Source organism: Ferrovibrio sp. (assembly GCF_041906005.1).
Classification (GTDB): domain Bacteria; phylum Pseudomonadota; class Alphaproteobacteria; order Ferrovibrionales; family Ferrovibrionaceae; genus Ferrovibrio.
In genome coordinates this window covers 944,462-970,317 of record NZ_JAYRJY010000001.1, presented here as the reverse complement: position 1 = coordinate 970,317, position 25,856 = coordinate 944,462, and the positions used below count along the sequence as shown (strand labels likewise).

At 64.5% G+C, this 25,856-nt stretch carries 24 protein-coding genes and 1 pseudogene; 8 read left to right on the top strand and 17 right to left on the bottom strand.

What is annotated here, in order from left to right:
* Positions 1-44: 44 nt before the first annotated feature.
* Positions 45-329 carry a hypothetical protein gene (locus tag ACE3OO_RS04750; protein WP_374300266.1) on the top strand — a complete coding sequence of 95 codons (285 nt, stop codon included), beginning with the start codon at positions 45-47 and terminating at the stop codon, positions 327-329.
* A pseudogene (locus tag ACE3OO_RS04745) lies at positions 301-1,479 on the top strand (amidohydrolase); the annotation flags it as partial. The gene ACE3OO_RS04750 and the pseudogene ACE3OO_RS04745, both read left to right, overlap by 29 nt.
* A gap of 140 nt (positions 1,480-1,619) precedes the next feature.
* On the opposite strand, the gene ACE3OO_RS04740 reads toward ACE3OO_RS04745, so the two are convergent.
* From ACE3OO_RS04740 to fsa, 6 genes are all read right to left on the bottom strand, one after another.
* Entirely contained in the window at positions 1,620-2,399 is a 780-nt protein-coding gene (locus tag ACE3OO_RS04740; protein WP_374300264.1) for a putative DNA-binding domain-containing protein, read from the bottom strand.
* Positions 2,383-3,336 carry a DUF692 domain-containing protein gene (locus ACE3OO_RS04735; RefSeq protein ID WP_374300262.1) on the bottom strand — a complete coding sequence of 318 codons (954 nt, stop codon included), beginning with the start codon at positions 3,334-3,336 and terminating at the stop codon, positions 2,383-2,385. Before ACE3OO_RS04735 ends, ACE3OO_RS04740 begins: the two co-directional genes overlap by 17 nt.
* 126 nt (positions 3,337-3,462) lie before the next feature.
* Positions 3,463-4,242 carry a DUF3750 domain-containing protein gene (locus ACE3OO_RS04730; protein ID WP_374300260.1) on the bottom strand — a complete coding sequence of 260 codons (780 nt, stop codon included), beginning with the start codon at positions 4,240-4,242 and terminating at the stop codon, positions 3,463-3,465.
* Positions 4,243-4,305: 63 nt separating this feature from the next.
* Positions 4,306-5,286, bottom strand: a complete 981-nt coding sequence (locus ACE3OO_RS04725; RefSeq protein ID WP_374300258.1) for a tyrosine recombinase XerC — start codon at positions 5,284-5,286, stop codon at positions 4,306-4,308.
* Positions 5,262-5,981 (bottom strand): DUF484 family protein, encoded by a 720-nt coding sequence (locus ACE3OO_RS04720; protein ID WP_374300256.1) that lies wholly within the window; start codon positions 5,979-5,981, stop codon positions 5,262-5,264. Before ACE3OO_RS04720 ends, ACE3OO_RS04725 begins: the two co-directional genes overlap by 25 nt.
* A gap of 17 nt (positions 5,982-5,998) precedes the next feature.
* A complete protein-coding gene (fsa, locus tag ACE3OO_RS04715) occupies positions 5,999-6,667 on the bottom strand; it encodes a fructose-6-phosphate aldolase (RefSeq protein WP_374300254.1) in 669 nt (222 codons plus the stop codon).
* A gap of 128 nt (positions 6,668-6,795) precedes the next feature.
* Here fsa and ACE3OO_RS04710 point away from each other — a divergent pair, with 128 nt between their 5' ends.
* Together ACE3OO_RS04710 and ACE3OO_RS04705 are read left to right on the top strand one after the other, a co-directional pair.
* Complete coding sequence (locus ACE3OO_RS04710; protein ID WP_374300252.1) at positions 6,796-8,967, top strand: primosomal protein N'; 2,172 nt, start codon at positions 6,796-6,798, stop codon at positions 8,965-8,967.
* Between the two features lie 78 nt (positions 8,968-9,045).
* Positions 9,046-9,444, top strand: coding sequence for a hypothetical protein (locus tag ACE3OO_RS04705; protein ID WP_374300250.1), 399 nt, complete (start codon positions 9,046-9,048; stop codon positions 9,442-9,444).
* Between the two features lie 12 nt (positions 9,445-9,456).
* Here the strand turns inward: ACE3OO_RS04705 and ACE3OO_RS04700 are convergent, their stop codons facing one another.
* Complete coding sequence (locus ACE3OO_RS04700) at positions 9,457-9,705, bottom strand: hypothetical protein (RefSeq protein ID WP_374300248.1); 249 nt, start codon at positions 9,703-9,705, stop codon at positions 9,457-9,459.
* A gap of 402 nt (positions 9,706-10,107) precedes the next feature.
* Here ACE3OO_RS04700 and ACE3OO_RS04695 point away from each other — a divergent pair, with 402 nt between their 5' ends.
* A complete protein-coding gene (locus ACE3OO_RS04695; protein WP_374300246.1) occupies positions 10,108-11,805 on the top strand; it encodes an AAA family ATPase in 1,698 nt (565 codons plus the stop codon).
* A gap of 17 nt (positions 11,806-11,822) precedes the next feature.
* Here the strand turns inward: ACE3OO_RS04695 and ACE3OO_RS04690 are convergent, their stop codons facing one another.
* Genes ACE3OO_RS04690 through ACE3OO_RS04650 form a run of 9 tightly spaced genes read right to left on the bottom strand, consistent with a single transcriptional unit; the run spans position 11,823 to position 22,213 of the window.
* Positions 11,823-12,752, bottom strand: coding sequence for a 2-hydroxyacid dehydrogenase (locus ACE3OO_RS04690; RefSeq protein WP_374300244.1), 930 nt, complete (start codon positions 12,750-12,752; stop codon positions 11,823-11,825).
* 11 nt (positions 12,753-12,763) lie between these two features.
* Positions 12,764-14,392 carry an ABC transporter ATP-binding protein gene (locus ACE3OO_RS04685; RefSeq protein ID WP_374300241.1) on the bottom strand — a complete coding sequence of 543 codons (1,629 nt, stop codon included), beginning with the start codon at positions 14,390-14,392 and terminating at the stop codon, positions 12,764-12,766.
* A 5-nt stretch (positions 14,393-14,397) separates the two neighbouring features.
* Positions 14,398-15,426 (bottom strand): ABC transporter permease, encoded by a 1,029-nt coding sequence (locus ACE3OO_RS04680; protein WP_374300238.1) that lies wholly within the window; start codon positions 15,424-15,426, stop codon positions 14,398-14,400.
* A gap of 4 nt (positions 15,427-15,430) precedes the next feature.
* Positions 15,431-16,540, bottom strand: a complete 1,110-nt coding sequence (locus ACE3OO_RS04675; protein ID WP_374300236.1) for a microcin C ABC transporter permease YejB — start codon at positions 16,538-16,540, stop codon at positions 15,431-15,433.
* A 12-nt stretch (positions 16,541-16,552) separates the two neighbouring features.
* Positions 16,553-18,370: an extracellular solute-binding protein gene (locus tag ACE3OO_RS04670; protein ID WP_374300233.1), complete on the bottom strand. Its 1,818-nt coding sequence runs from the start codon at positions 18,368-18,370 to the stop codon at positions 16,553-16,555.
* Positions 18,367-18,975: a GNAT family N-acetyltransferase gene (locus ACE3OO_RS04665; RefSeq protein WP_374300231.1), complete on the bottom strand. Its 609-nt coding sequence runs from the start codon at positions 18,973-18,975 to the stop codon at positions 18,367-18,369. The genes ACE3OO_RS04670 and ACE3OO_RS04665 overlap by 4 nt, the downstream gene beginning before the upstream one ends.
* A gap of 1 nt (position 18,976) precedes the next feature.
* The gene (locus tag ACE3OO_RS04660) at positions 18,977-20,809 is read right to left on the bottom strand and encodes an extracellular solute-binding protein (RefSeq protein WP_374300229.1); all 1,833 of its coding nucleotides are present in this window, start codon (positions 20,807-20,809) and stop codon (positions 18,977-18,979) included.
* Between the two features lie 20 nt (positions 20,810-20,829).
* Positions 20,830-21,627: a histidinol-phosphatase gene (hisN, locus tag ACE3OO_RS04655; protein ID WP_374300226.1), complete on the bottom strand. Its 798-nt coding sequence runs from the start codon at positions 21,625-21,627 to the stop codon at positions 20,830-20,832.
* A gap of 40 nt (positions 21,628-21,667) precedes the next feature.
* Positions 21,668-22,213, bottom strand: a complete 546-nt coding sequence (locus ACE3OO_RS04650; protein WP_374300224.1) for a cytochrome c family protein — start codon at positions 22,211-22,213, stop codon at positions 21,668-21,670.
* 214 nt (positions 22,214-22,427) lie between these two features.
* Here ACE3OO_RS04650 and ACE3OO_RS04645 point away from each other — a divergent pair, with 214 nt between their 5' ends.
* Positions 22,428-23,204, top strand: coding sequence for a 3-deoxy-manno-octulosonate cytidylyltransferase (locus tag ACE3OO_RS04645; RefSeq protein ID WP_374300222.1), 777 nt, complete (start codon positions 22,428-22,430; stop codon positions 23,202-23,204).
* A gap of 51 nt (positions 23,205-23,255) precedes the next feature.
* Complete coding sequence (locus tag ACE3OO_RS04640) at positions 23,256-24,125, top strand: prephenate dehydratase (protein WP_374300219.1); 870 nt, start codon at positions 23,256-23,258, stop codon at positions 24,123-24,125.
* A gap of 24 nt (positions 24,126-24,149) precedes the next feature.
* On the opposite strand, the gene ACE3OO_RS04635 is transcribed toward ACE3OO_RS04640, so the two are convergent.
* Positions 24,150-24,614, bottom strand: a complete 465-nt coding sequence (locus tag ACE3OO_RS04635) for a MarR family winged helix-turn-helix transcriptional regulator (RefSeq protein WP_374300217.1) — start codon at positions 24,612-24,614, stop codon at positions 24,150-24,152.
* A gap of 189 nt (positions 24,615-24,803) precedes the next feature.
* On the opposite strand from ACE3OO_RS04635, the gene ACE3OO_RS04630 reads away from it, so the two are divergent.
* Positions 24,804-25,850: an alpha/beta hydrolase fold domain-containing protein gene (locus tag ACE3OO_RS04630; protein ID WP_374300215.1), complete on the top strand. Its 1,047-nt coding sequence runs from the start codon at positions 24,804-24,806 to the stop codon at positions 25,848-25,850.
* The last annotated feature ends 6 nt before the right edge of the window (positions 25,851-25,856 follow it).

The following is a 25,856-nucleotide window of genomic DNA, read 5'->3' as shown; positions in this document are numbered from 1 at the left end:
GATCCGGTCTAATCCCGCAGTCGTTATTCAATCACGAGCATGGCATGTGCCAGCGTTGCCAGATGCAGTCCGATGCCGACCTGATGGACCTTTCGGGTCAGATCGGCACGCCCGACTGGCATCGCCAGTATCAGCAGCAGCGCATCCTCGACCTGCTCGCGCTTATCGAACATCCCGAAGCCCTGCCGCCCGGCGATGCCCTGCGCATCGGCCAGGAAATCCTCGCCCTGCTGGACGAGATCGGCGAGGGCGCCGAAGCCGAAGCCCTGTTGTCAGGCCTGCCGCGCCTGCGCGCCGGCAATGCGCCGGCTTTCAGGGAATACAAGTGATCCTGCCTCTCCAACCCCGGACCCGCTATCCATGAACGCTCCCGCCCGCACCAGTCTCGCGCCTCAGAAAGCTGCCGTCTTTGCCAGGATTGACGCCCTGATGCCGGAGCTGGAGAAAATCTACATCGACCTGCACAAGCATCCGGAATTGTCGATGCAGGAAATCCGCACGGCCGGTATTGCCGCAGCCTGGCTCGACAAGCATGGCTTCGAGGTGCATCCCGGCGTGGGCAAGACCGGCGTGGTCGGCCTGCTGAAAAATGGCGATGGCCCGGTGATCCTGTTGCGCGCCGACATGGATGGTTTGCCGGTGAAGGAAAAGACCGGCCTGCCTTTCGCCAGCGAGCAGACCGGCACCGACCGTTTCGGCCAGTCGGTGTCGATCATGCATGCCTGCGGGCATGACTTTCACGTCACCTGGTTGATGGCGGTGTGCAAGCTGCTTGCGGAAGCGCGCGATACCTGGAAGGGCACGGTGATGGCCGTGTTCCAGCCCGCCGAGGAAACCGGTGCCGGCGCCCGCGCCATGCTGGAGGACGGCATGGTGAAGCGCTTCCCCAAGCCTACCGTTTCGCTGGGCCAGCATGTCATTCCCCTGCCGGCCGGCCGCATCGGCTACAAGTCGGGCGTGGCGATGTCGGCCGCCGATAGCTGGGAGGTAAAGCTGTTCGGCCGCGGCGCCCATGGGTCCAAACCGCAGAACAGCATCGATCCGGTCGTCATGGCCTCGGCCACGGTGATGCGGCTGCAGACCGTGGTGTCGCGCGAAGTGGCGATGGCCGACAGCGCGGTGGTCACCGTCGGCACCATCCAGTCCGGCTTCAACGAGAACGTCATTCCCGACGAGGCGCTGCTGCGGCTCAATATCCGCACCTTCAAGGAAAACGTGCGTCAGCGCGTGCTGGCCTCGGTGAAACGGATCATCGAAGCCGAGGCCCAGGCCTCCGGCGCACCCAAGCCGCCCGAATTCTCGGTGATCAGCCAGTTCCCGCTTACCTTCAATGACGAGGCCGCCACGGCGCGCACGGTGGATGGCATGAAGGGCTGGTTCGGTGGCGATCGCGTCGTGGCGGTGGAGGCCGCTTCGGGCAGCGAGGATTTCGGCCTGTTCGGCACGGCATGGAACGTGCCCTCGGTTTTCTGGGTGATCGGTGGCACCGATCCGGAAGTATTTGCCAAGGCGATGAACGGCGACGATCCGGGTGCGATGCCGGTCAACCACTCGCCTTTCTATGCCCCCGTTTTGCACCCCACGCTGCGCACCGGCGTAGAGGCGATGCTGGCCGCGGCCTATACCTGGCTGGACCAGGCGAGGGCCTCGGGGCGGGCGAACACGCCGCCATCCAGCATCCAGCTGAAACTGGCGGGGAAGTCGAAATCGCTGCCGCTGGCGGCGGCCAGCGCGGCAAGCCCGAGCGAGGCGCCGCCGGCAATCTCGGCCAGGAAACGATCCTCGCCATGATCCAGCTTGCGCCATTGCACGGTGATGTCGCGCCGCCAGACCAGCAGGCGTTCGCTGCTGCCGGCCAGTTGGATACGGTCGACAAAGGGGGCTTCCGGCTGGTGCACCTGCCATATCTCGCTGACCGGGAATGGCGTGGAAAGCCGTTGGGCCGAAGGATGCAGCGGCAGCACCAGTTGCGCCGTGGCATCCGTGTCGGGCAGGTCTTCAGGGCGCAACAACGTGGCATCCTCGGCATGCTCGGCGATGTTCAGCGCCCATTCGAAGGCGGCGATGTCGGGCAGGTAATGATGGCCGGCCAGATCGGGCAGGGCGGCGAGGAAGGTCGGAAAGCCCGCGCCGTAAAGATGCAGGATCGGTGAGCGCGGCGGATCGTAGATCAGGTAGTCGCGCGCCGTCTGGGCGAAGAAGGCCTCGCCCACCAGCGCGCGGGTGACGGGAAACGTGGCGGCGATGGCATCCAGCAATCCGGCGCGGAAGCGATTGGCATAGATCTGCAGGCGGCCTTCGGCCGGGATCGCATCACCGATCACCTTTTCGGCGATGGTGCAAAGCGAGCCGGTCAGCGCCTCGGCGAATTCCCGTTGCAGATCAAGCTGCGCGCTCATCATCCGTCTCGAGGGTGTCGGGATCGGTTGCGTTGCTGGGGCGCAGGGCCGCGGCGCGCTGGCGCTCGGCATGGCGGGCCTCGGCCACCAGATGATCCAGTGGTGGCAGGTTGCTGTCCCATTCCAGCAGGGTGGCCGCATACGGGAAACGCTGCACCGCGCTGGCATAGAGACGCCAGACCGGTTCGGCCACCAGCGCGCCATGATCGTCGATCAGCAGTGGCCGGTCGTCGGCCTGGATCTCGCTGTGGCCGGCCAGGCGGATCTGGTGCACCGCTGTGGCTGGCAGGCTGTCGAGATAGGCCTCGGCTACCGCTGGCGCGGCCTCGCGGCCGACATGGTTCACGCTGGAAACATAAAGGTTGTTCACATCGCAGAGGATGCCGCAGCCGCTTTGCTGGCTCAGGCGGGTCAGGAACTCCGCCTCGGCGATCTGGCTGTCGCGGAAGCGCAGATAGGTGGCGGGATTGGCCATCAGGATCGGGCGGTTCAGCCGGCTCTGCACGATGTCGACATTGCGCCGGCAGGTCTCCAGGCTTTCCAGCGTGTAAGGCAGGGGCAGGCGGTCGTTGTAATAGCGGCCGTCGATGCCGGTCCAGGCCAGATGTTCGGAAACCTGCGCCGGCTCCAGCCAGTCGACCAGCCGGGCCAGACGCTCCAGATGGTCATGGTCGGGCAGCTCGCTGCCGCCCAGGCCCAGGCCGATGCCCTGCACGGTCACCGACCAGTGGGCGCGGGCCTGTTCCAGGTAATGTCGTGCCGCCCCGCCGCCCATATAGGTTTCGGCATGGATATCCAGCCAGCCGACAGCAGGGCGATGGTCGAGCAGGTCGCGATGATGCGGCGGCCGCAGGCCGATCCCCACCCGCTCCGGTGCCAGGACGGCCGGCCGCGGCGAAGCCTGATCCCTTTCGGCAATCGGCTTCAGATCGGTCATGGCAGTCTGCAGATCACGATGGACATCCCACACTGGTGGCTGTTTGGCGTCCCAGGGTTCCGGCGCCGCCTGCAAGTGTAGCATTCCATTTGAGAAAAAAACTGCCGAGTTCAGCGAGAAATCAGATCAACCAGCAGTTTCTTCCACCGGCGAACCATTACCGGCCGGCAGGCCCAACCGCCCCAGGCCGGGCAGCTTCAGGGCAGGCCGCAGGAAATCGACTCCGATGGTCAGGCCCAGCAGATTCAACTCCAGCCCCTCGCGCGCCGCGGCCGTGATGCCGGCCAGGCCGAACAGCGAAACCTGCCAGCCGGTACCGCTGGGAGCGGGCGCAAACAGACGGTCGGTGCCGATCCAGTCCTTGCCCACGGCCGTCGGCGGCAGTTCCAGGCCCAGTTCGGGAACCTCGCGGGCCAGATAGGCGATGAAGCTGTTCGAATTCGGCCCCGGCCAGATCACATAGCCGTCGCGGTAGGGATATCGTTCGGCGGTGGCGATCAGCAGCGGAATGGCGGCGGCGGCTTCCGCTCCGCGCAGGTCATGCAGCAGTTCCGGAGGATTGCCGGCCCAATAGCCGTCGGGCACCCGCTGGCTGACCCGCACCGGTGAACCGCCCCAGCCGACCACTTCATAGCGGGTATAGCCTGCCGCGCCCGCCGGTTTCACCACCAGCCAGGTATGGACCGCGAAAGCCCCGCGCCAGCCCCAGACCCGGGCGGCATAGACCTGCACCACGGCATCCGTCACCGACAGCGGATCGGGCGCCAGACCGGCGGAATCCCAGCGGCTGGTCGACCAGTGTTTGCGCTCGGCCGTGGCGATGCTGACGCCGCTGGCCATCAGCGGCATCGCGATCAGGGCCGTGAATGCGGCCAGGATGAAGCGGGTTATGCGTCGGGATTTCATGTCTGCCTGCCAGTAAGCATAGGCTGGCCGGCGATTGTGGCAACGGCAGGGCAGGGACGGGGGCTACGCTCCGGCGCGCGCGCGCGGATGCGCGCCGCCATAAACGCGCAGCAGGGCCTCGGCATCCACCTCGGTATAGCGCTGGGTGGTGGCCAGCGAGGCATGGCCCAGCAATTCCTGGATGGTGCGCAGGTCGCCGCCGGCCGCCAGCAGATGCGTGGCGAAGGAATGCCGCAGGGCATGAGGTGTTGCCGTCTCGGGCAGGTTCAGGGCGCGGCGGGCATTGCGCATGGCCTTCTGCACGATGGCAGGGTCCAGCCGCTTGCCGCGCGCGCCGTAGAAGAGCGGCGTGCCGGAAGCAATCGGCCAGGGGCAGAGTTTCACATATTCGGCGATTGCCTGCCGCACCACGGGCAGGATCGGCACCAGGCGCTGCTTGTTGCCCTTGCCGGTCACGGTCAGGCTGTCGCCTTTTGGAACATCGCCGCCGTTCAGGCCCAGCGCTTCACCCAGGCGCAGGCCGGCACCCCACAGCAGCGTCAGGATCGCCGCGTCGCGCGCCTGCAGCCAGGGCTCGGTGGCGAAATCCTCTGCCGTGTCGATCATCTCCTGCGCCGCCGGCACGCTCAAAGGCTTGGGCACGCTATGGGGGCGTTTGGGGCTGCGCAGCAGACTGATGGCGGCGGTGTCCACCTGGCCGTCGCGTTGCAGGCGGCGGAAGAAGCTGCGCACGGCGCTTAAATTGCGCGCCAGCGATGTGGCTTCCAATCCGTCCTTGCGGCGATGGCTGGAATAGGCGCGGAAATCGCTGAGCCGCAGGCCGCGCAGGTCCTCCAGCGAAGCCGCGCCACCCAGATGCTCGCTTAAGAATGCGAAGAAACCGGCCAGGTCCTGGCCATAGGCGCGCAGGGTGTGGCGCGAGAAACGCTTTTCCTTGGCCAGCCAGCGATACCAGTTTTCGGCCGCGGCTTTCGCATCATCGGCCGCGAGAAAAAACGGCAGCCGCTCCTCGTCGGCGATTACGGCTGCGGCAGGTCGAGCCATGAGCGCACCGAGCGGCCGAGCACGCCGGCAAGGAATTGCAGCAGCTCCGTGCCCTGGCTGGGCTGGAACTTGTCGGGCTCGCGCGAGCCCAGGGCCAGCATGGCAGCCGGCGAGGTCGGGCCGAAATCCAGCCGCGCCAGCGCATCCGAACGCACCAAGCCGGCGGCGGGGCCGTATATCCAGTCGGCCGCTTCGCATTTGTCGCGTGCGATGGCGGGCAGGGCACCCAGCAAGGTATCGATGGCGCCGTTGGGCAGCACGAAGACGCCGCCGGTGGCGATATCCTTCATGCGTTCAGGGTCGCCCTCGACGCAGAGACTGATCACGTCGACTTCCAGCAGATCGGTCCAGTCCTGGGTCGCCATATGCACCATATGCTCGAAGCTGCCGGCTTCCAGCAGCATCAGCACGGCAGCGTGCACACGCTGGGTGGCCGACAGATTCTGCCGGCTGGCATCCAGCAATTCCGAGCCGACATGCGAGATGCGGGTCAGTTCGCCCTGCAGCTTCTGCACCATGAAGCGCTGCAGGTCGACCACATTGTTGCCGCTATGCGGCTGGGCCGGTGGCAGCAAAACTTCGCACAGATCGGGATGGCGGGTCAGCAGATCGGGATGCTGCTTCAGCCACGCGATGACCTCGGTTTCATCGAGGCCGGTGATGCTGGCGGCGGGAGCGGTGATGCCATCGGCCATCGTCGTCGCGCCCCGCGTTACTTGTCGTTGCCCAGGATCGACTGACCGGTTTTCTTCCAGTCGGCGAGGAAGGCATCCAGGCCCTTGTCGGTCAGTGGATGCTTGACCAGCGAGCGCAGCACGGCCGGCGGCACGGTGCAGACATCGGCGCCCAGCTTGGCGGCTTCCACCACATGCATGGGATGGCGGATCGAGGCGACCAGCACCTCGGTCTGGAAATCGGGGTAGTTGGTGTAGATGCGCACGATATCGGCGATCAGCGCCATGCCGTCATGGCCCACATCGTCCAGCCGCCCCACGAAGGGCGAGACGAAAGCCGCGCCGGCCTTGGCGGCCAGGATCGCCTGGGCGGGCGAGAAGCACAGCGTGACATTCACCATGATGCCGTCGTCCGACAGCGCCTTGCAGGTCTTCAGGCCGTCCAGCGTCAGCGGCACTTTCACGGCCACATTGGTTGCCAGCGCGGCCAGCTTGCGGCCCTCGGCCAGCATGGTGGCGTGATCGGTGGCGGCGACCTCGGCCGAAACCGGCCCCTTCACGATCTTGCAGATTTCCTTCACGGTGGTGACGAAATCCCGGCCGGTCTTGGCCACCAGCGAGGGATTGGTCGTCACGCCGTCCAGCAGACCGCTGTCGTTCAGGTCGGCAATCTCGGCCACATCGGCGGTATCGACGAAAAATTTCATGTCCTAAACTCCATGGGCGGCGCCGGCCTGCCCGAATCGGCCCCGATGGTATATGTCGTTTGGTTAACAATACCCGACCCGGCCAAGTGCTTCCAGCCAGACCGGGCTGATCCACCGGAACCCATTCCTTGACGCCGTCCGATCAAATCCGCGTTCTGCTGCCCCTGCCGCTGGCCGAACCCTTCACCTATCGCACCGGAGAAGCGGGGCCGCTGGTACCGGGCGACATCGTGGAGGTGCCGATCGGCAACCGCGTTTCGCTGGGTGTGGTCTGGGATGGTAATCCTGAGCCGCTGCCGCCGGCCAAGGTGAAGGCGGTGCTGCGCCGGTGCGATGCGCCGCCGATATCGCCGGCCCTGCGCAAACTGGTCGACTGGGTGGCGGGCTATACGCTCAATCCGACGGGTGCCGTGCTGAAGATGTGCCTGCCCGAGCCGCGTGCCCTGGTCGAGCCGCCGCCGATGCGGCAGATTCTGCGGCCCGGCAAGGCCATCGAGATGCGGACCAGTGCGCAGCGCGACCGTGTTTTGCAGATCGCGGCCGAACGGCCGGGCTTGAGTCCTACCGAACTGGCCGAGGCCGCCGCCGTGTCGGTGGCTGTGGTGCGCAAACTGGTCGAGCTGGGAGCATTGCAGGCCGACCAGGTGCCGGCCTTCCGGCCGCCGCCGCCACCCGACTGGCGCCGCGACGGGCGCGCGCTGAATGCCACTCAGGCCGAGGCCGCCGCCGGATTACGCGCGGCGGTGGCGGCACGGGATTTCTCGGTCACATTGCTGGAAGGCGTGACCGGCGCGGGCAAGACCGAAGTTTATTACGAGGCGGTGGCCGAGGCGCTCAAGGCCGGCCGGCAGGTGCTGGTGCTGCTGCCCGAGATCGCGCTGACCCAGCAGTCGCTGGACCGTTTCGAACAGCGGTTCGGCGCGCCGGCCTGGGCCTGGCATTCGGAAATGGCCGAAGGCCGTCGCGCCGCCACCCTGCGCGCCATCGGCCATGGCGAGGCGAAAGTGGTGATCGGCGCGCGGTCGGCGCTTTTCCTGCCCTATGCCGATCTCGGCCTTGTGGTGGTCGACGAGGAGCATGACGCTTCCTACAAGCAGGAAGAGGGCGTGATCTACAATGCGCGCGACATGGCGGTGGTGCGCGCCAAGCTAGAAGGCATCGCCGTCATTCTCGCTTCGGCGACGCCGTCGCTGGAAAGCCTGCATAATGTCTCGCGCCGGCGGTATGCCCATGCGGTGCTGCCCGAGCGCCATGGTGCCGCCACGCTGCCGCGTATCGATATCGTTGATCTGCGCAAGGAACGCCTGCCGGCCCAGCGCTTCATCAGTGCGCCGCTGCAGACGGCGATCCGTGAAACCGTGGAAAACGGCGAGCAGGCGATGCTGTTTCTCAATCGCCGCGGTTATGCACCGCTCACGCTGTGCGGCGCCTGCGGCCATCGCCTGCAATGTCCGAACTGTGCCGCCTGGCTGGTGGAGCACAAACGCCACGGCCGTTTGCAATGCCATCACTGCGGCCATCAGCAGCGCCTGCCTGATGCCTGCCCGTCCTGCGGTGCCGAGGATCGTTTCAAGGCCTGTGGCCCCGGCGTGGAGCGGCTGGCCGAGGAAGCGGCCATGCTGTTCGCCGAGGCGCGGCTGGCGGTGATGGCCTCCGATACTGCCAATTCGCCACAGCAGATCGGCGAGATGCTGACGCGTATGGAAAACCGCGAGATCGACATTCTCGTGGGCACCCAGATCGTGGCCAAGGGTCATCATTTTCCGCTGCTGACGCTGGTGGGCGTGATCGATGCCGATCTGGGACTGGCCGGTGGCGATCCACGCGCCGCCGAGCGCACGCATCAGTTGCTCACCCAGGTTTCCGGCCGCGCCGGTCGCGCCGACCATCCCGGCCGCGTATTGCTGCAGAGTTTCCTGCCCGAACATCCGGTGATCGCGGCATTGAGCCGGCACGACAATGCCGGTTTCATCGCGGCCGAGATGGCCGAACGGCAGCGCGCCGGCATGCCGCCTTTCGGCCGGCTGGCGGCCATCATCCTGAGCGGTACCGACCAGGCCCAGGTACAGCAGGCGGCCCGCGATCTGGCCCGCGCCGCGCCGCGTGGGCCGGGATTGACGGTGTTGGGCCCAGCCCCGGCGCCCCTGCATTACCTGCGCGGCCGCTTTCGCGAACGGTTGCTGCTCAAGGCGGCGCGGGAGATCGATGTGCCAAACGTTCTACGGGAATGGATTTCAAGTATAAAACTACCATCGGCTGTAAAACGCGCGGTAGATGTTGATCCTTATAGCTTTCTTTAGAAGTCCGGTTTTTAAGGAAAGCCATGGTCGACCCGGGCCCCGCAGAAGGGGAAACCGGAAAACGAGGGGAAGAATTCCATGCGTCGCGCACGCCTGTCCGGCATCCTTGCGGTGTCGTTTGCCGCCATCGCTCTGGCCGGATGTCAGGAAAAGGAGACTGCGCCGGATCAGCGGCATAGCTCGTTGAGCAATTTCCAGCAGTTCATCCAGAAGACCGGCGGCCTGAAAAGCCTCAACACCTTCCAGAAGCGGCGGCCCGAGATCAATTCGGAAGAAAGCCTGGGCGTGATCTATGACGGTGCCCGCACGCAGGGCGAGGTGATGCGTTTCCGCGACAAGCAGCTCGCCAAGGAAATGCTGCCGGCACTTAAGGCCGTCCGGCAGCGGCTCGGCGAGTCTGAAAACTGCGTGCTGCGTGGTTATTTCATCGCCTGCGGCGAGGAAAAATTCGTCGACGTATTCCGTAAATGGGAGTGAGCGGCGTACCGCTCACATCCACCATCCCAGCGTGATGGCGAGAATCGCCGCCAGCGTGATCGGAGCCAACGCCAGCGCGACCCAGAAGATCACCGCAGGCGTCCAGGCAAAAGCCAGCACGCCGATCAGCAGCAGGATATTGACGAAAAACAGGGTTGCCTTCATGGCCTGGGGCTGACGCTCGTTGGCGGCAAAACCCTCGGGCGGAATGGCGGCTTCGTCGTCGGCCACAAGCAGGTCGTCGGCGGCAATATCGGTCATGGCGGTCTCTTTTTTTGTGTCGTCTCGAAAGGGAGGCGGAGCAGAAAATGATGGCCAGAAGGGGCGAAGGCCACCCGGCAGATTGCCGCAGGGCAGATTGTCGCGGCTATCCCGGCGCAGGGCATGCTGGCGGTCGGGATCGGCATCCGGTTGTGGCAAAAAGATCGGATCTGGCCCCCTGGGCCGGGTTTGTCAGCCAGACCCGCCTAGGCAAGCCCGCCTAGGCAAGCCCGCCTGGGCAGGCCGCACGGGCGAACCATCCGGGAACCGTTGACCGCCTGATTGGCAATTGGCTTGGCATGTGCGGGGTCGCCCAGCCATCAGGATCATTGCCGCCGGCCACGCCATCGGTCAGTCTTGCAGGACATGGTCTGGTCGGACCGCCGTCCCGGGGATGACGAAATGCTGCGTGATCTGAACGATTTTGCCGCCGAATTGCGAATGCTGATCCGGGCTCGTTATCCGCTGGTGCAGATCGCAACCCATGAGGAAGACCGGGCGCTCGCCGCCCTGGGGGCCATCGCGACGGAACTGAACAAGAAATTGATCATCTGGAGCGCCAGCCGCGGCGTTCACAATGTCGACGGTTCGCCGATAGACCGTCACGACCTGGTCGGCAAGGTCGAAGGCCCCTTTCCGGCGGCCGCGCAGGCGGCGCTGAGTGACTTGGCATCCGCGCTGGAATTGTTCGAGCGCATGGTCGTGCACAAGGACCGTCACAAGGGCGGCTATCTTTTCGTTTTCCTCGATCCCTATCCATACCTGTCCCAGCCGGCCGCCAATCCGATCTATCGTCGCAAGCTGCGCGATCTGGTGGTGGCGATCCGCTCTCGCAGCTATCACGCCAACTGCCTGGTGATTTCGCAGAGCAACGCGATTCCGGAGGAACTGGAAAAGGAAATCACCATCATCGACCTGCCGCTGCCGAGCCGGGCGGAGATCGAGGCCCATGTCTCTGGCCTGGTCGCCAGGCTGAAACCGAACCGCGCTTTCGAAGTCGATCCCGATCCCGCGCTGGTCACCCGCATGGTCGATTCCGCCATCGGACTGACGATGGCCGAGATCGGCAATTGCCTGTCGAAAGCCATCGTCGATGACATGAAATTCGACGACCATGATGTCCAGTCCATCTTCCTGCAGAAGCAGCAGATCGTGCGCAAGAGCGGGATTCTGGAATACATCGATGCACGTACGCTGTCCCTTGATGACGTCGGCGGCCTTGATCAACTGAAGCTGTGGTTGACCCGTCGGGAGGCGGCCTTCTCGTCGGAAGGTCGTTCGTTCGGTATCGCCGCGCCGAAAGGTGTTCTCGTCACCGGTGTGCCGGGTTGCGGCAAGTCCTTGTCGGCCAAGAGCGTGGCCGCGACCTGGAAGCTGCCGCTGATCCATCTGGATATGGGCAAGGTCTTCTCGTCGCTGGTGGGCTCGTCGGAGAACCGCATGCGCGAGGCGATCCAGGTCTGCGAGGCCGTGGCGCCCTGCGTTCTGTGGATCGACGAAATCGAAAAGGGCCTGCCGCGAACCCATGGCTATGTCGGCGACAGCGGCACCTCGCTGCGCGTGCTGGCCACGTTTCTGACCTGGCTGCAGGAGAAGGAATCGCCGGTTTTTGTCTTTGCGACGGCCAATGCGATCGAATATCTGCCGCCCGAGGCGCTGCGTAAGGGCCGCTTCGACGAGATCTTTTTCGTCGATCTGCCGAACCAGGAGGAGCGGCGCGAGATCATCGAGATTCACATTCGCCGCGGCGGCCGCGATCCGGCGTCGTTCGATCTCGACCGGCTGGCTGCCATGTCCGGTCCGGAGCGCTTCGGCGCGGATGTCGCGCTGACCGGTGCAGAGATCAACTCCTGGGTCAACGAAGCCCTGATTGCCGCCTTCCAGCGCCGACGGCACGATGGCACGGAAACCGACCTGTCGATGACCGATCTGGAAACGGCGCTGGAGCGGATTGTGCCGCTTGCCAAGATGAGGCAGACCGAAATCACCGCGATGCGCCGCTGGGCCGATGAGCATGCAACCCGGGCGTCCTCTCCCGAGGAGCAGGCATCCACCAATTCCAATCTGCTGAATATCGGCGGCCGCCAGCTCGACCTCTGAAGGAGGCGCGGTCTGCGTCAGTAGCCGCGCGCGTAGTCCACCAGACGCAGGATCGGTAGGCCCTGCCGCAGGCGGCGGATATTGTCGACGATCTGCGGCGCCACATGGGCCGGGATGCTGTCGGCCGCGTTATGCGGTGTCACCGTGATCTTCGGATGGGTCCAGAACGGGTGGTCGGGCCGCAGCGGTTCCTCGTTGAATACGTCCAGCGTGGCGCCCGACAGCCATTCGCTGTCCAGGGCGTGCAGCAGATCGGCCTCCACCACATGGCCGCCACGCCCGGCATTGATCACATAAGTCCCACGCGGCAGCAGCGACAGGGTGCGGCGGTTGATGATGCCTTTGGTCTGCGGTGTGAGCGGCAGCAGGCAGACCAGAACGTTGCAGATGCGCAGGAAACCTTCCAGATGGTCATCGCCGTGGAAACTGGTGACGCCATCCACGGCTTTCAGGCTGCGGCTCCAGCTCGCCACCTGAAAGCCGAAATCGACCAGTTTCCTGGCGACATGGCCGCCCAGCGTGCCCATGCCCATGATGCCGATGACGCGCTCCGAGGCATCCACCGGGGGCAGCCAGCGCCAGGTGCGGTTGCGCTGGTTGTTGGCCATGGTGTCAACCTGGCGATGGAAGCGCAGCACATGCAGCAGCACGTATTCGCTCATGCCCTGGGTCAGGCGACCGTCCACGACGCGGGCCAGCGGCACATGTTTCGGGATATTCGGATCGGCCAGGATGCCGTCCACCCCGGCGCCGAAGCTCTGGATCAGCTTCAGGTTCGGAAAAGTCTGCAGCAGGCCCGGCGGCGGCTTCCACACCAGGGCCACGTCTATCTCGGCGGGATTGCCGGTCTGTGGGTGCAGGCGGATGTCCAGGTCCGGCGCTTCGGCTTTCAGGGCCGAGGCCCAGTCCTCGACCGGATGGTTCTTCGAATAGATCAGCAGGGCCATGGTGGTTGCGGTCAGGTGCGCACGGCATGACTGTGGCTTACCGCCACGTCGAAAGCCGCGGCGATCAGGGCGCGGGTGTAGTCGGTCTGCGGCGCCTGGAATATCTGCGTAGCCATGCCCTGTTCGACCACGTGGCCGTCCTTCATCACCATCACGCGGTCGGCCAGCGCGCGCACCACGCGCAGGTCGTGACTGATGAACAGATAGGCCAGGCGGTGTTTCTGCTGCAGATCGCGCAGCAGGTCGACGATCTGGGCCTGTACGCTCATATCCAGCGCCGAGGTCGGTTCGTCCAGCACCACGAAGCGGGGTTTCAGCACCATGGCGCGGGCAATCGCGATACGCTGGCGCTGGCCGCCGGAAAATTCATGCGGATAGCGGTCCATGGTGGCAGGATCGAGGCCAACCTCGGCCAGGGCTTCGGCCACCATCGTGCGGCGATCCGTCTCGTCGCGGCCGATGCCGTGCACGCGCAGGCCCTCCTCCACAATGTGGAATACGCTCAGGCGCGGCGAGAGGGAATCGAACGGATCCTGGAACACGATCTGCATCGCGCGTCGCAGCGGGCGCATCTCGGCCCAGCTGCGGCCCTGCAATTCCTGGCCGTCGAAGCGGATGCTGCCTTCGCTTTTCTGCAACCGCAGCAGGGCATAGGCGAGCGTCGACTTGCCCGAACCACTTTCGCCCACCACGCCCAGCGTCTCGCCGGCGCGGATGCTCAGGGAAATGCCGTCCACTGCCTTGATATGGCCGATGGTCCGCCGCAGCAGGCCGGCAGTGATCGGGAACCAGACTTTCACGTCCTTGGCCTCGGTCACCACCGGGGCATCGATATCCGCGATATGCGGCTTGCCTTTCGGCTCGGCGGCCAGCAGCTTTTTCGTATAGGCATGTTTCGGTGCCGCGAAAATTTCTGCCGTCGGCCCGGCCTCGACGATCTCGCCCTTCGTCATCACGCAGACGGTATCGGCCACCTTGCGCACGATGTTCAGGTCGTGGGTGATCAGCAGGATCGCCATGCCCATCCGGGCTTGCAGGTCTTTCAGCAGTTTCAGGATCTGCGCCTGGATGGTGACATCCAGCGCGGTGGTCGGTTCGTCGGCGATCAGCAGATCGGGCTCGTTGGCCAGCGCCATGGCGATCATCACGCGTTGCCGCTGGCCGCCGGAAAGCTGGTGCGGGTAGGCGTTCAGGCGTTTTTCGGCTTCAGGCAGGCCGACCAGGCGCAGCAAGTCCAGCGTGCGGGCCCGCGCGGCAGCCTTGTCCAGGCCCTTGTGCAGGAACAATACCTCGTTGATCTGCCGCTCGATGGTGTGCAGCGGGTTGAGCGAAGTCATCGGTTCCTGGAACACCATGGCGATGCGGTTGCCACGGATGTCGCGCAGCACCGGCTCGGTCGCGCCAACCAGTTCCTCGCCGCCGCGGAAGGCAATCGAGCCGGAAGGGTGGCTGGCCAGTGGATAAGGCAGCAGCTGCAACACCGACAAAGCCGTCACCGATTTGCCCGAGCCGCTTTCGCCCACCAGCGCCAGGGTCTCGCCGCGATGGATGTCGAACGACACATGCTTCACGGCATCGGCATCGCGGCCAAAGCGCACGCTCAGGTCTTTCACCCGCAGGAGGGGTTGTTGTTCGGTCATGCCGCTCACCGGAAGGTCTTGCGCGGGTCGAAGGCGTCGCGAACCGCCTCGCCGATGAAGATGAGCAGGCTGAGCATCACCGCCAGAACGGCAAAAGCCGTGATGCCCAGCCACGGCGCCTGGATGTTGGTCTTGCCCTGGCTCAGCAGTTCGCCCAGCGAGGGTGAGCCGGGCGGCAGGCCGAAGCCGAGGAAGTCCAGCGCGGTCAGCGTGGTGATCGAACCATTCAGGATGAAAGGCATGAAGGTCAGCGTCGCCACCATGGCGTTGGGCAGCAGATGGCGCAGCATGATGGCTGTGTCGGATACGCCCAAGGCGCGGGCGGCGCGCACATAGCCGAAATTGCGCGCCCGCAGGAATTCCGCGCGCACCACGCCGACCAGCGCCATCCACGAGAACAGCAGCATGATGCCCAGCAGCCACCAGAAGTTCGGCTGCACGATGCTGGCCAGGATGATCAGCAGATACAGGGTCGGCAGGCCGGACCAGATTTCGATGAAGCGCTGGAAGATCAGGTCGGTCTTGCCGCCGAAATAGCCCTGCACCGCGCCGGCGATCACGCCGATCACCGAACTGAGCAGGGTCAGAACCAGGCCGAACAGCACGGAGATGCGGAAGCCGTAGATCAGCCGCGCCATCACGTCGCGGCCCTGGTCGTCGGTGCCGAGCCAGTTTTCCGTGCTGGGAGGCGCCGGGGCCGGGCGACCGAGGTCGTAATTGATGGTGCGGTAGCTGTAACGGATCGGCGGCCAGATCATCCAGCCATCCTTTTCGGCGATCAGTTCCTGCACGAAGGCATCGCGGTATTTCGCTTCCGTCTCGAAATCGCCGCCGAACGTGGTTTCCGGATAGGCCTTGAAGACCGGGAAATAGAGCTGGCCGTCGTATTTCACCAGCAAAGGGGAATCGTTGGCCGCGAGTTCAGCGAACAGGCTGACCACGAACAGCAGCGCGAAAATCCACAGCGACCAGAAGCCACGGCCATTGGCGCGGAAATTGCGCCAGCGTCGGGCGTTGATGGGTGAGAGCTGCATCGGTTCAGGCCTCCCGGCTCTCGAAATCGATGCGCGGGTCGACCACAACATACATCAGGTCGGAGATCAGGTTCACCACCAGACCCAGCAGGGTGAAGATGAACAGCGAGCCGAACATGATCGGATAGTCGCGTTTCAGCGCCGCCTCGAAACCGAGCAGGCCCAGGCCGTCGAGCGAGAAGATCACCTCGATCAGCAGGGAGGAGGTGAACAGGATGCCGATGAAAGCCGAAGGGAACCCGGCGATCACGATCAGCATGGCATTGCGGAAGACATGGCCATACAGCACGCGCCGCTCGCTCAGGCCCTTGGCACGGGCGGTGAGCACATACAGCTTGTTGATCTCTTCCAGGAAAGAATTCTTGGTCAGCATCACCAGGCCGGCAAATCCGCCGATCACCATGGCGATCACCGGCAGGGCCAGATGCCAGAAATAATCCAGCACCTTGGCGCCCCAGGAAAGCTGGTCCCAGTTATCCGAGGTCAGGCCACGGAGGGGAAACCACTGCACGAAGCTTCCCCCCGCGAACAGCACCACCAGCAATACGGCGAACAGGAAGCCGGGGATGGCATACCCCACCACGATGGCAGCCGAGGTCCAGATGTCAAAGCGGCTGCCGTCGCGCACGGCCTTGGCAATGCCCAGCGGGATCGAGATCAGGTAGACAATCAGCGTGGTCCACAGGCCGAGCGAGATCGAAACCGGCAGTTTCTCGATGATCAGGTCCACCACCGGGCGGTCCTTGAAATAGCTCACCCCGAAATCGAAGCGGACATACTGGCCCAGCATGAGGAAAAAACGTTCATGGGCTGGCTTGTCGAAACCGAACTGCTTCTCGATCCGCTTGATGAATTCCGGGTCCAGGCCCTGGGCGCCACGATACTTGGCGCTGCCTTCGGCCGCCTGGGCGAAGGCACCGGCGCCGGGGCCGGTTTCGCCGCCGGTGGCGCCCGAGACGCGCGCCGTGACATCGGCGGCCGTGCCCGTCACCTGGGCGATCACCTGCTCGACCGGGCCGCCGGGCGCGAACTGCACCACGGCGAAATTGATGATCATGATGCCAAGCAGGGTCGGCACGATCAGGGCCAGGCGGCGGATGATATAAGCAAGCATGGCGCCAGTCTCTCACCTCTGCCGCGGCAAATTCAATGCCCTGTCTTTTTTCGGGTCGATCCACCAGGTATCGATCAGGCCCACATCATAGGCGGGTTTTACGGCCGGCCGCTCGAAGCGGTCCCAGTAGCCCAGTTTCACCGTGCCGCTGTACCAGTGCGGAATCACATACCAGCCCCACATCAGCACGCGGTCCAGCGCGCGGGTGGCGGTGCGCAGCTCGTCGCGGTTCCTGGCCGAGACGATGTGTTCCACCAGATCGTCCACCGCCGGATCGCGCACGCCCGAGAAGTTGAAACTGCCCACGGTGTCGGCGGCGCGTGAACTCCAGTAATTGCGTTGCTCGATGCCGGGCGTGAGCGGCTGGGCAAAGCGGCGCGACATCACGTCGAAATCGAAGCTCCGCATGCGGTTTTCAAAGGCGGAGACGTCCACCACGCGGATCGAGACAGTGATGCCGATGCGTTCCAGGTTGCGGGCGAAGGGATTGATGATGCGCTGGAAGCTGGGCTCGAACAGCATGAATTCCAGGGTGAAGGGCTTGCCTTGGGCATCCACCAGCTTGCCGTTCTCGATGCGCCAGCCGGCCTGCAGCAGCAGCTCCTGCGCCTGTTTCAGGTTGGCGCGGTTGTTGCCCGAGCCATCGGTGCGCGGCGGCTGGAATTCTTCCGTGAAGACCTGCGGCGGCACCTGGGCGCGGTATGGCTCCAGCAGCTTGAGTTCGGCCTCCGAGGGCAGGCCGCTGGCCGCCAGGTCGGAATTCTCGAACATCGAGCGCGTGCGTTTATACAGGCTGTAGAACAGCGTCTTGTTGGCCCATTCATAGTCGTAGGCCAGGTTCAGTGCCTGACGCACGCGCGGATCGCTCAGGTGTGGTTTGCGGCTGTTGAGGAACCAGGCCTGCACGCCCGATGGCGTTTCGTCCTTCAGAACCTCGCGTTTGATGCGGCCCTGATCGAAGGGCGGCTTGCCCTGGTATCCGGTGGCCCAGACGCGGGCGATCACCTCCTCGCGGTAATCGTATTCGCCGGCGAAGAAGGCTTCCGCCGCGATATCGCGGTCGCGGTAATAATCCTCGCGGATATGGGCGAAGTTGTAGCGGCCGCGATGCACCGGCAGGTCTTTCGCCCACCAGTTCTCCACCCGCTGGAACACGATGCTGCGGCCGGCATCCACGCGGGAAATGCGGTAGGGGCCCGACCCCGTGATCGGCTCGATGGTGGGCGCCGCGAATTCGCGGCTCTTGAACCAGGCTTTCGGCAGGATTGGCAGGGTGGCGACGATCAGCGGCAGGTCGCGACGGCTTTCCGTCTCGGCGAAACGGAAGGTCACGCTGCGCCGGTTATCGGCGGTCACGCTTTCCACATCGCGCAGGATGAGCTGATAGAGCGGATGGCCGTCCTTCTTGGTGGCCTCTACGGTAAAGACCACATCTTCCGCCATCACCGGGCTGCCATCATGCCAGCGGGCGCGCTCGTCGATCTGGAAGGTGACGGAAGAGCGATCCGGCGCCAGATCGGCGCTTCTGGCCAGATCGGCATAGACGGCATCCGGCTCGTCCATGGCGCGCACCATCAGGCTCTGGAAGCTGAGGCCCAGATTCTGCGCGCTCACACCCTTGAGGATGAGGGGGTTGAGATTGTCGAAACTGTCGAGCTGCCAGCCGCGCAGTTCGCCGCCCTTGGGCGCGTCCGGATTCACATAATCGAAATGCCGGAAACTGGCCGGGTATTTCAGGTCGCCAAAGGCCGACAGGCCGTGGCGCGGTTCGGCCTGGGCGATGTCGGTCGCCAGCAGAAGCAGCAGGCCGGCCAGCGCACGCCGCCTCACGCCGGCTGGTCTCCGGACAGGTTCAGGCGATGGCGCAGATGTGCCTTCACTGTCGGCCATTCGGCCGGCAGGATGCTGTAGACCACGGTGTCGCGCAGCGTGCCGTTGGGTGCCACCTGGTGATTGCGCAGGATGCCGTCCTGCTTGGCGCCCAGCCGCTCGATCGCCTTGCGGCTCTGGTGGTTGAAGAAATGCGTGCGGAACTCGACGGCGATGCAGCCCAGCTCCTCGAAGGCATGGGCCAGCAGCATCAGCTTGGCGCGGGTGTTCAGCGCCGAGCGCTGCACGCTCTTGCGATACCAGGTCGAGCCGATCTCGACGCGCTTGTTGGCGGCATCGACATTCATATAGGTGGTCATGCCCACCGGCCTGTCGCCATTGGCCTTGTCGATCACGGTGAAGGGCAGCATCGTGCCCTTCTCGGCCAAGCCAAGGCGACGGTCGATCTCGGCGGCCATGCCGTCCGGCGTCGGTATGGCGGTGTACCAGAGCTTCCACAATTCACCGTCCCGCACGGCGTCCACCAGCGCATCGCGATGCGTGTGGCTCAACGGCGCCAGGGCGACGGCGCTGTCCTGCAGGGTGACGGGTTTCAGCCAGGTCATGCTATCTCTTTTCCTGTTGCTTGGCGCCGGCCAGCTTCGCCGCCTTGGCCGGATCGATCCACCAGGCCATGAAGTCGGTGCCGTTCTTCGGCGTCTTGGGCGGCAGGCCGAACTTGTCCCAATAGGCGATGCGGTCGGCGCGCAGGCTCCAGCCCGGAATCAGATACTGGCCCCAGGTCAGCACACGGTCCAGCGCGCGGGTGGCAGTGATCAGGCTGTCGCGGTCGGGGGCGTAGATCACCGCATCGATCAGCTTGTCGACGACCGGGTCTTTCAGGCCGATCCAGTTGCTGCTCGAGGTGTTGTCGGCTGCCGCCGAGGAAAAGAAGCTGCGCTGTTCATTGCCCGGCGAGTTGGACTGGCCCCAGCCCGAGAAGATCATGTCGTAATCAAAGCCGCGGATGCGGGCGACATACTGCGCCGAATCCACCGTGCGCATGGTCACCGCGATGCCCAGGCGCTGCAGGTTCTGCGCCCAGGGCGCCACGATGCGCTCGTAGGTGGGATCGGAGAGCAGGAATTCGATATCCAGCGCATCACCTTTGGCATTGCGCAGTTTGCCGTCCTTCACGTCCCAGCCGGCCTCTTTCAGCAGTCGAGCCGCTTCGCGCAGGTTGCGGCGATCCTGCCCCGAACCATCCGAGGCCGGTGCCTGGTAGGCCGGACCGAAGACTTCTTTGGGCAGCTTGTCGCGGAAGGGTTCCAGCAGTTTCAGCTCGGCCGCCGAGGGTTCGCCACGGGCGGCGAAATCGGAATTCTCGAAATAGCTGCTGGATCGGCTGTAGCCGCCATAGAAAAAGGTCTTGTTGGTCCATTCGTAGTCGAAGGCCAGTGTCAGCGCGCGGCGCACGCGCACGTCCTGGAACTTGGCGCGACGGATGTTGAACACGAAACCGCTCAGGCCCGACGGGCGCTCATGCGGCAGTTCCACCTTTTTCACCAGGCCCTGCTGAACGGCCGGAAAATCGTAGCCGGTGGCCCAGACGCGGGCGATATTCTCGCGCCGGAAATCGTATTGCCCCGACTTGAAAGCCTCCAGCGTCACGGTGGTGTCGCGATAGAGGTCGTAGCGGATGCGGTCGAAATTATAGCGCCCCTTGTTGATCGGCAGATCCTTCGCCCACCAGTCAGCGCGGCGCTCATAGACGATGAAGCGGTTCGCCTCCAGACCGGCGATCCTGTAGGGCCCCGAGCCGGTCCAGGGATCCAGCGTGGTCTTGTCGAAGCCGCGTTTTTCCCATTGTGCCTTCTGCACCACGGGGAGCTGACCCATGATCTGCGGCAGTTCGCGGTTCCTGGGGCCGCTGAAATGGAACTTCACCTTTCGGGGCGAGAGAATTTCCGCCTTTTGAACATTGGCGTAGTAGAGCTGCATTTGCGGCTCGCCATGTTTCTGGATTTGCTCGAAGCTCCAGGCCACGTCCTCGGCCGTGATCGGCTTGCCGTCGGCCCATTTCGCTTCCGCGCGCAGACTGAACGCCACCCAGCTCAAATCCTCGGGGGCCTCCACGCTTTCGGCGATCAGGCCATATTCGCTGGTGTCGTCATCCATCGGGGATGTCATCAGGGTTTCATAGACCAGGCCCAGGCCTGGTGCCTCGTCACCCTTGGGGATGAAGGGATTGAGGCTGTCGAAGCCGCCCACGCCGTACAGCTTCACCTCGCCGCCCTTCGGCGCATTCGGATTGACGTAATCGAGATGTTTGAAGTCGGCGGCGTACTTCGGCGTGCCGATCAGCGACAGGGCATGGCTGGTTTTGCCCTCAGGCGACTGGGCGATAACCGGCGTGCTGATCGAAAACGCAAGAAGGGCGGACAGCAGCACGGTTCGCATGGGGTCGCTCCAGAATAAAGTCACGCTCCGGACAGGTAGGTCTGCGCGGCCGCATGCAAAGCCGGATTGGCGGCGGCCAGCACGCGGGCGGGATTGCGGGTATCGAGCGGACGGCCTTCCCAGTCGGTGATCACGCCGCCGGCGCCTTCCACCACGGGGATCAGGGCCGCGTAATCATAAGGCTGCACCCGGCTCTCGACGACCACATCGACGAAACCCGAGGCGATCAGGCCAAAGACGATGCAGTCGCCGCTCAGGCGGTTCAGCCAGCAGGCCTTGCGCAACGTCTCGAAGGCCATGGCTTCAGCCGTGTTGAACAGGCCGACCGAGGTGGTGGCCACGGCCGCCTTCGCCAGATCGCTGCGGGGATTTGCGCGGGTCGCCATGCCATTGAATATGGTGGCGCGGCCCGATGCGCCAACCCAGCGGTCGCGCATATTCGGCTGGTCGATCACGCCCAGCACCGGCTGGCCTTCGAAGGTCAGTGCGATCAGGGTGCCAAAGATCGGCAGCCCGGTGACAAAGCTCTTGGTGCCGTCGATCGGATCGAGGATCCACTGCCACGGCGCGTCCGGCCGGGCATGGCCGTATTCCTCGCCATAGATGCCATGGGCCGGATATTTCGCCTCGATGGCCTGCCGCATGGCGGCTTCGGCGGCGCGGTCGGCGATGGTCACCGGCGAGTCGTCGCCCTTCGCCTCAATATCGATGCGCTGGCGGAAATGCGGGCGGATCGCCGCGCCGGCCAGATCGGCCAGATGGTTGGCAAAACCGATCAGCTCGTCGGCGGAAACAGAAAAGGCCGGGATGTCGCGCATGTCGACGGATCCCGGCCCTGATCTGGAAACGCGGCTGTTATTAGGGCAGCGGCTTCGGATTGTCCGACAGCGACCGCAGATAGGCGATCAGGTCGGCGCGCTCCTTGGCGCTCTTCGAGCCGGCATAGGCCATCTTGGTGCCCGGGGCATAGGCCTTCGGGTTCTTCAGGAAGGCATAGAGGCTGTCATAGCTCCACTCGCCGCCGGTCTTCTTCAGGCCGTCGGAATAGGCGAAGCCGGCCATGTGACCCTTCGGACCGCCAACGACGTCATAGAGGTTCGGGCCAACCTTGGCGGCGCCGCCCTTTTCCGGGGTATGGCAGGCGGCGCACTTGCTGAAAGCCTTCTTGCCGGCATCGACGCTGGCGGAAGCGAGCAGGGTGGCGATCGGCGGATCGGCTTCTTCCTGCTTGGCGGCGGCGCCGGCGGCACCCTTCGGGGCTTCCTCGGCCACTTCGATCTTATAGGCCGGCTCGGCCAGCTTCTTCGGCGAAACCAGGATATTGCCGAACTGATTCACGCCCATGATGATCAGCAGGCAGAACAGCACGGCGCCGATCATCTTGTTCAGTTCGAAACTATCCATCTCGCGACACTCCTGCCATCGACGCTGCGCCGGTAGTTGGGGACGGGGCAGCGAAACCGGTCTAAAACGGGCCGAAACGGCCCAAAAATCGCCGTGACATTAGCGGCTTCCCCGGTCCGTTCGCAACCCGTATATATCCCGCGGGACAGGGCATCCGCCCGCCCGGGCTGCGGCGGATTGCCGCACCTTGCCCGCCTCGCGATCAGGACCGCAAATGACTGCCGACCAGACACTTAGCCGATCCAGTCTGCCCAGCAACCCCATCGTGCTGATTCCCTCGCGACTGGCCTCGACCCGGCTGCCCGACAAGCCGCTGGCCGATATCCACGGCCAGCCGATGATCGTGCATTGCCTGCGTCGCGCCCAGGAGGCTGGTTTTAACCGTGTGGCGGTGGCTTGCGGCGACGAGGCGATAGCCGGTGCGGTGCGGGCCGCCGGTGGCGAGGCGGTGATGACCGATCCCAATCATCCTTCGGGCTCCGACCGCATCCACGAGGCGCTGGTCAAACTCGACCCCGAGGGCCGGCATGATGCGGTGATCAACCTGCAGGGCGATCTGCCCGCCATCGATCCCGCGGTCGTCGCTGCGGCGTTGAAGCCGCTTGCCGATCCACGCATCGATATTGCCACACTGGCGACACCCATCGTGGACCGGCACGAGATCGACGATCCCAACGTTGTGAAGGCGGTGCTCAGCCTGCGGCCGGGCGAGAGCATCGGGCCGGCCTTGTATTTCAGCCGCCGTCCGGTGCCGGGCGGCGACGGGCCGCTATGGCATCATATCGGCATCTATGCCTATCGCCGCGCGGCCCTGCAGCGCTTCGTCGCGCTGCCGCCATCGCCGCTGGAACAGCGCGAAAAGCTCGAACAATTGCGTGCGCTGGAGAACGGCATGCGCATCGCGGCTGCCGTCGTTGACACCCTGCCGCTCGGTGTCGATACTCCGGCCGACCTTGAGCGCATCCGCCAGGTGATGGCTGCGCAACGATAATCCCGCTCGCCCCACACTCATTACATACGCTCGCCAGCCGAAGAGAGTTTCATGCCCGCCCAGATCGCCACTGCCGCCACCGATCCTGCGCGCATCGTCGCCTTCCAGGGCGCGCCGGGCGCTTACTCGCATCTGGCCTGCCGCGAGGCCCTGCCCGACATGGTGCCGCTGCCCTGCGCCACCTTCGAAGATGCCTTTGCCGCCGTGCGTGAGGGCCGTGCCGCCTGCGGCCTGATCCCGATCGAGAATTCCACCGCGGGTCGCGTCGCCGACATCCATCAACTGCTGCCCGAAGGCGGCCTTTATATCACGGCCGAGCATTTCCTGCGCGTGCGGCACCAGTTGCTGGCGCCGAAAGCGGCCAGCCTGAAAAGCATCAAGCGCGTCTACAGTCACGTGCAGGCGCTGTCGCAATGCCGGCGCGTCATCAAGGATCTCGGCATTGAGCCGGTCGTTTCCACCGATACCGCCGGTTCGGCCAAGGATGTGGCCGAACGCAACAACCCGGAAGAAGCCGCGATTGCCTCATCCATCGCCGGTGAGCTTTACGGTTTGCAGGTTCTGCGCGGGGATATCGAGGACAACCACACCAACACCACCCGCTTCATCAAGCTGGAGCGCCAGCGTCGCGACCCCGATCCGCAGCAGGGCAACAGCCTCACCGCGATCATGTTCCGCGTGCGCAGCGTGCCGGCCGCGCTGTACAAGGCGCTGGGCGGTTTCGCCACCAATGGCGTCAACGTGGTGAAGCTGGAAAGCTATTTATCGGAAGGCTTCCAGGTCGCCGAGTTCTATGCCGAAATCGAAGGCCATCCGGCCCAGCGCAATGTCGATCTCGCGCTGCAGGAACTGGAATATTTCAGCCGTTCCCTGAAGGTGATCGGCGTCTTCACCGCGCATCCTTTCCGCTCGGCCCGCTAAACCACGGTAAGACCGGTTCAGCCCTCAGCGCGCCGCGTTGAAGGCGTTGAAGGCATCGCGCAGCTTTACCGCTGCATCCTTCATTTCCATCAATTGCTCCATGCTCTGGCCGGAAGCCTTCAGGATCGTGGCCGGGCAGGCCATGGCCTGCTGCTGCAATGCGCGTCCGGTTCCGGTCAGGTGAATCCGCACCTGGCGTTCATCCTCGGGATTGCGGCGGCGCGTGATGTAGCCGGCCGCCTCCAGTCGTTTGAGCAGCGGCGTCAGCGTGCTGGATTCCAGAAACAATCGGCTGCCCAGTTCACCCACCATCAGGCCGTCGTTCTCCCATAGCGCCAGCATGACCAGATATTGCGGATAGGTCAGGCCCATCGCGTCCAGCAGGGGCTTGTACAGGCGGTTGAAAGCCAGACCGGTGGAATAGATCGCGAAGCAGAGCTGGTTATCCAGCGCCAGCAGGTCGCTGGTTGTGGCGGGGGCGTGGGGCATCGGCAATCTCCAGAAATCTGGCTGCAATTATAAATCGTACGATAATTTATCGTATGCGATATATGCAAGGGTGGCATGCTGGAAAATCAATTATCAAACGATTATTTATCGCGATAAGTAATAGCCATCCGGAGCACGGATCTGGGCCCGCCACTGACGGACCAGCCACCCCAATAAGGAGCTAACCCCATGTCGCTGTTGCATAATACCCGCCGCATCCTGGCTTCCACCGCGCTGGCCGCCGGTCTGCTGGCTGCCGCCGTTTCGGCCCCCGCCCAGGCCCAGGGGGCCAATCTGGACGCCGTCACGCAGAATTTTATCAATGCTGTGAACGCGGCCGGCGGTCCCCCGATTTATACCCTGTCGCCCCAGGCTGCCCGCCAGGTGCTGTCCGGCGCCCAGGCCGGCCCGGTTGCCAAGCTGCCGGCCAGCATCCAGGACCTGAGCCTGCCCACCGGCCCGCTGGGCAGTGTCAATGTGCGCATCGTGCGGCCCGATGGCGTCACCGGGGCCTTGCCGGTGGTGATGTATTTCCACGGCGGCGGCTGGATGCTCGGCGGCAAGGATACCCATGACCGCCTGATCCGCGAGATCGCCGTCGGCGCCCGTGTCGCCGTGGTCTTCGTCGACTACCGCAATACGCCGGATGTGAAGTATCCGGTGCCGAACGAAGAGGCCTATGCCGCGACGAAGTATGTCGTCGAGAATGCCAAGGCACTTAATGTCGATGGCAGCCGCCTGGCCGTGGCCGGTGACTCGGCGGGCGGCAACATGGCGGCGGCGGTAACGCTGCTGGCCAAGGAACGCGGCGGCCCGAAGATCAGTCATCAGGTGCTGTTCTACCCGGTGACCGATGATGTGTCGCAGAACGCTACCTATGCCGCCTTCGGCAATGGCCCCTGGCTGACCACCAATGCGATGCATTTCTTCCTCGATGCCTATCTGCCGGCCAATGTGCGTGGCGACGTTCTGGCCTTTCCGTTGAAGGCTTCGGTCGATCAGTTGCGCGGGTTGCCGGAGGCAACGGTGATCGTCGCCGAGAATGATCTGCTGCGGGATGAGGGCGAAGCCTATGCCCGCAAGCTGATCGCGGCCGGCGTCAGTGTCACCTCGACGCGCTACAACGGTGCGATCCATGACTTCGTCATGCTGAATGGCCTGGCCGACAGCCCGGCCACGGTTGCCGCCGTTGCCCAGGCGAACGCGGCGCTGCGTCGGGCGCTGCTGGTGAAATAATTACCG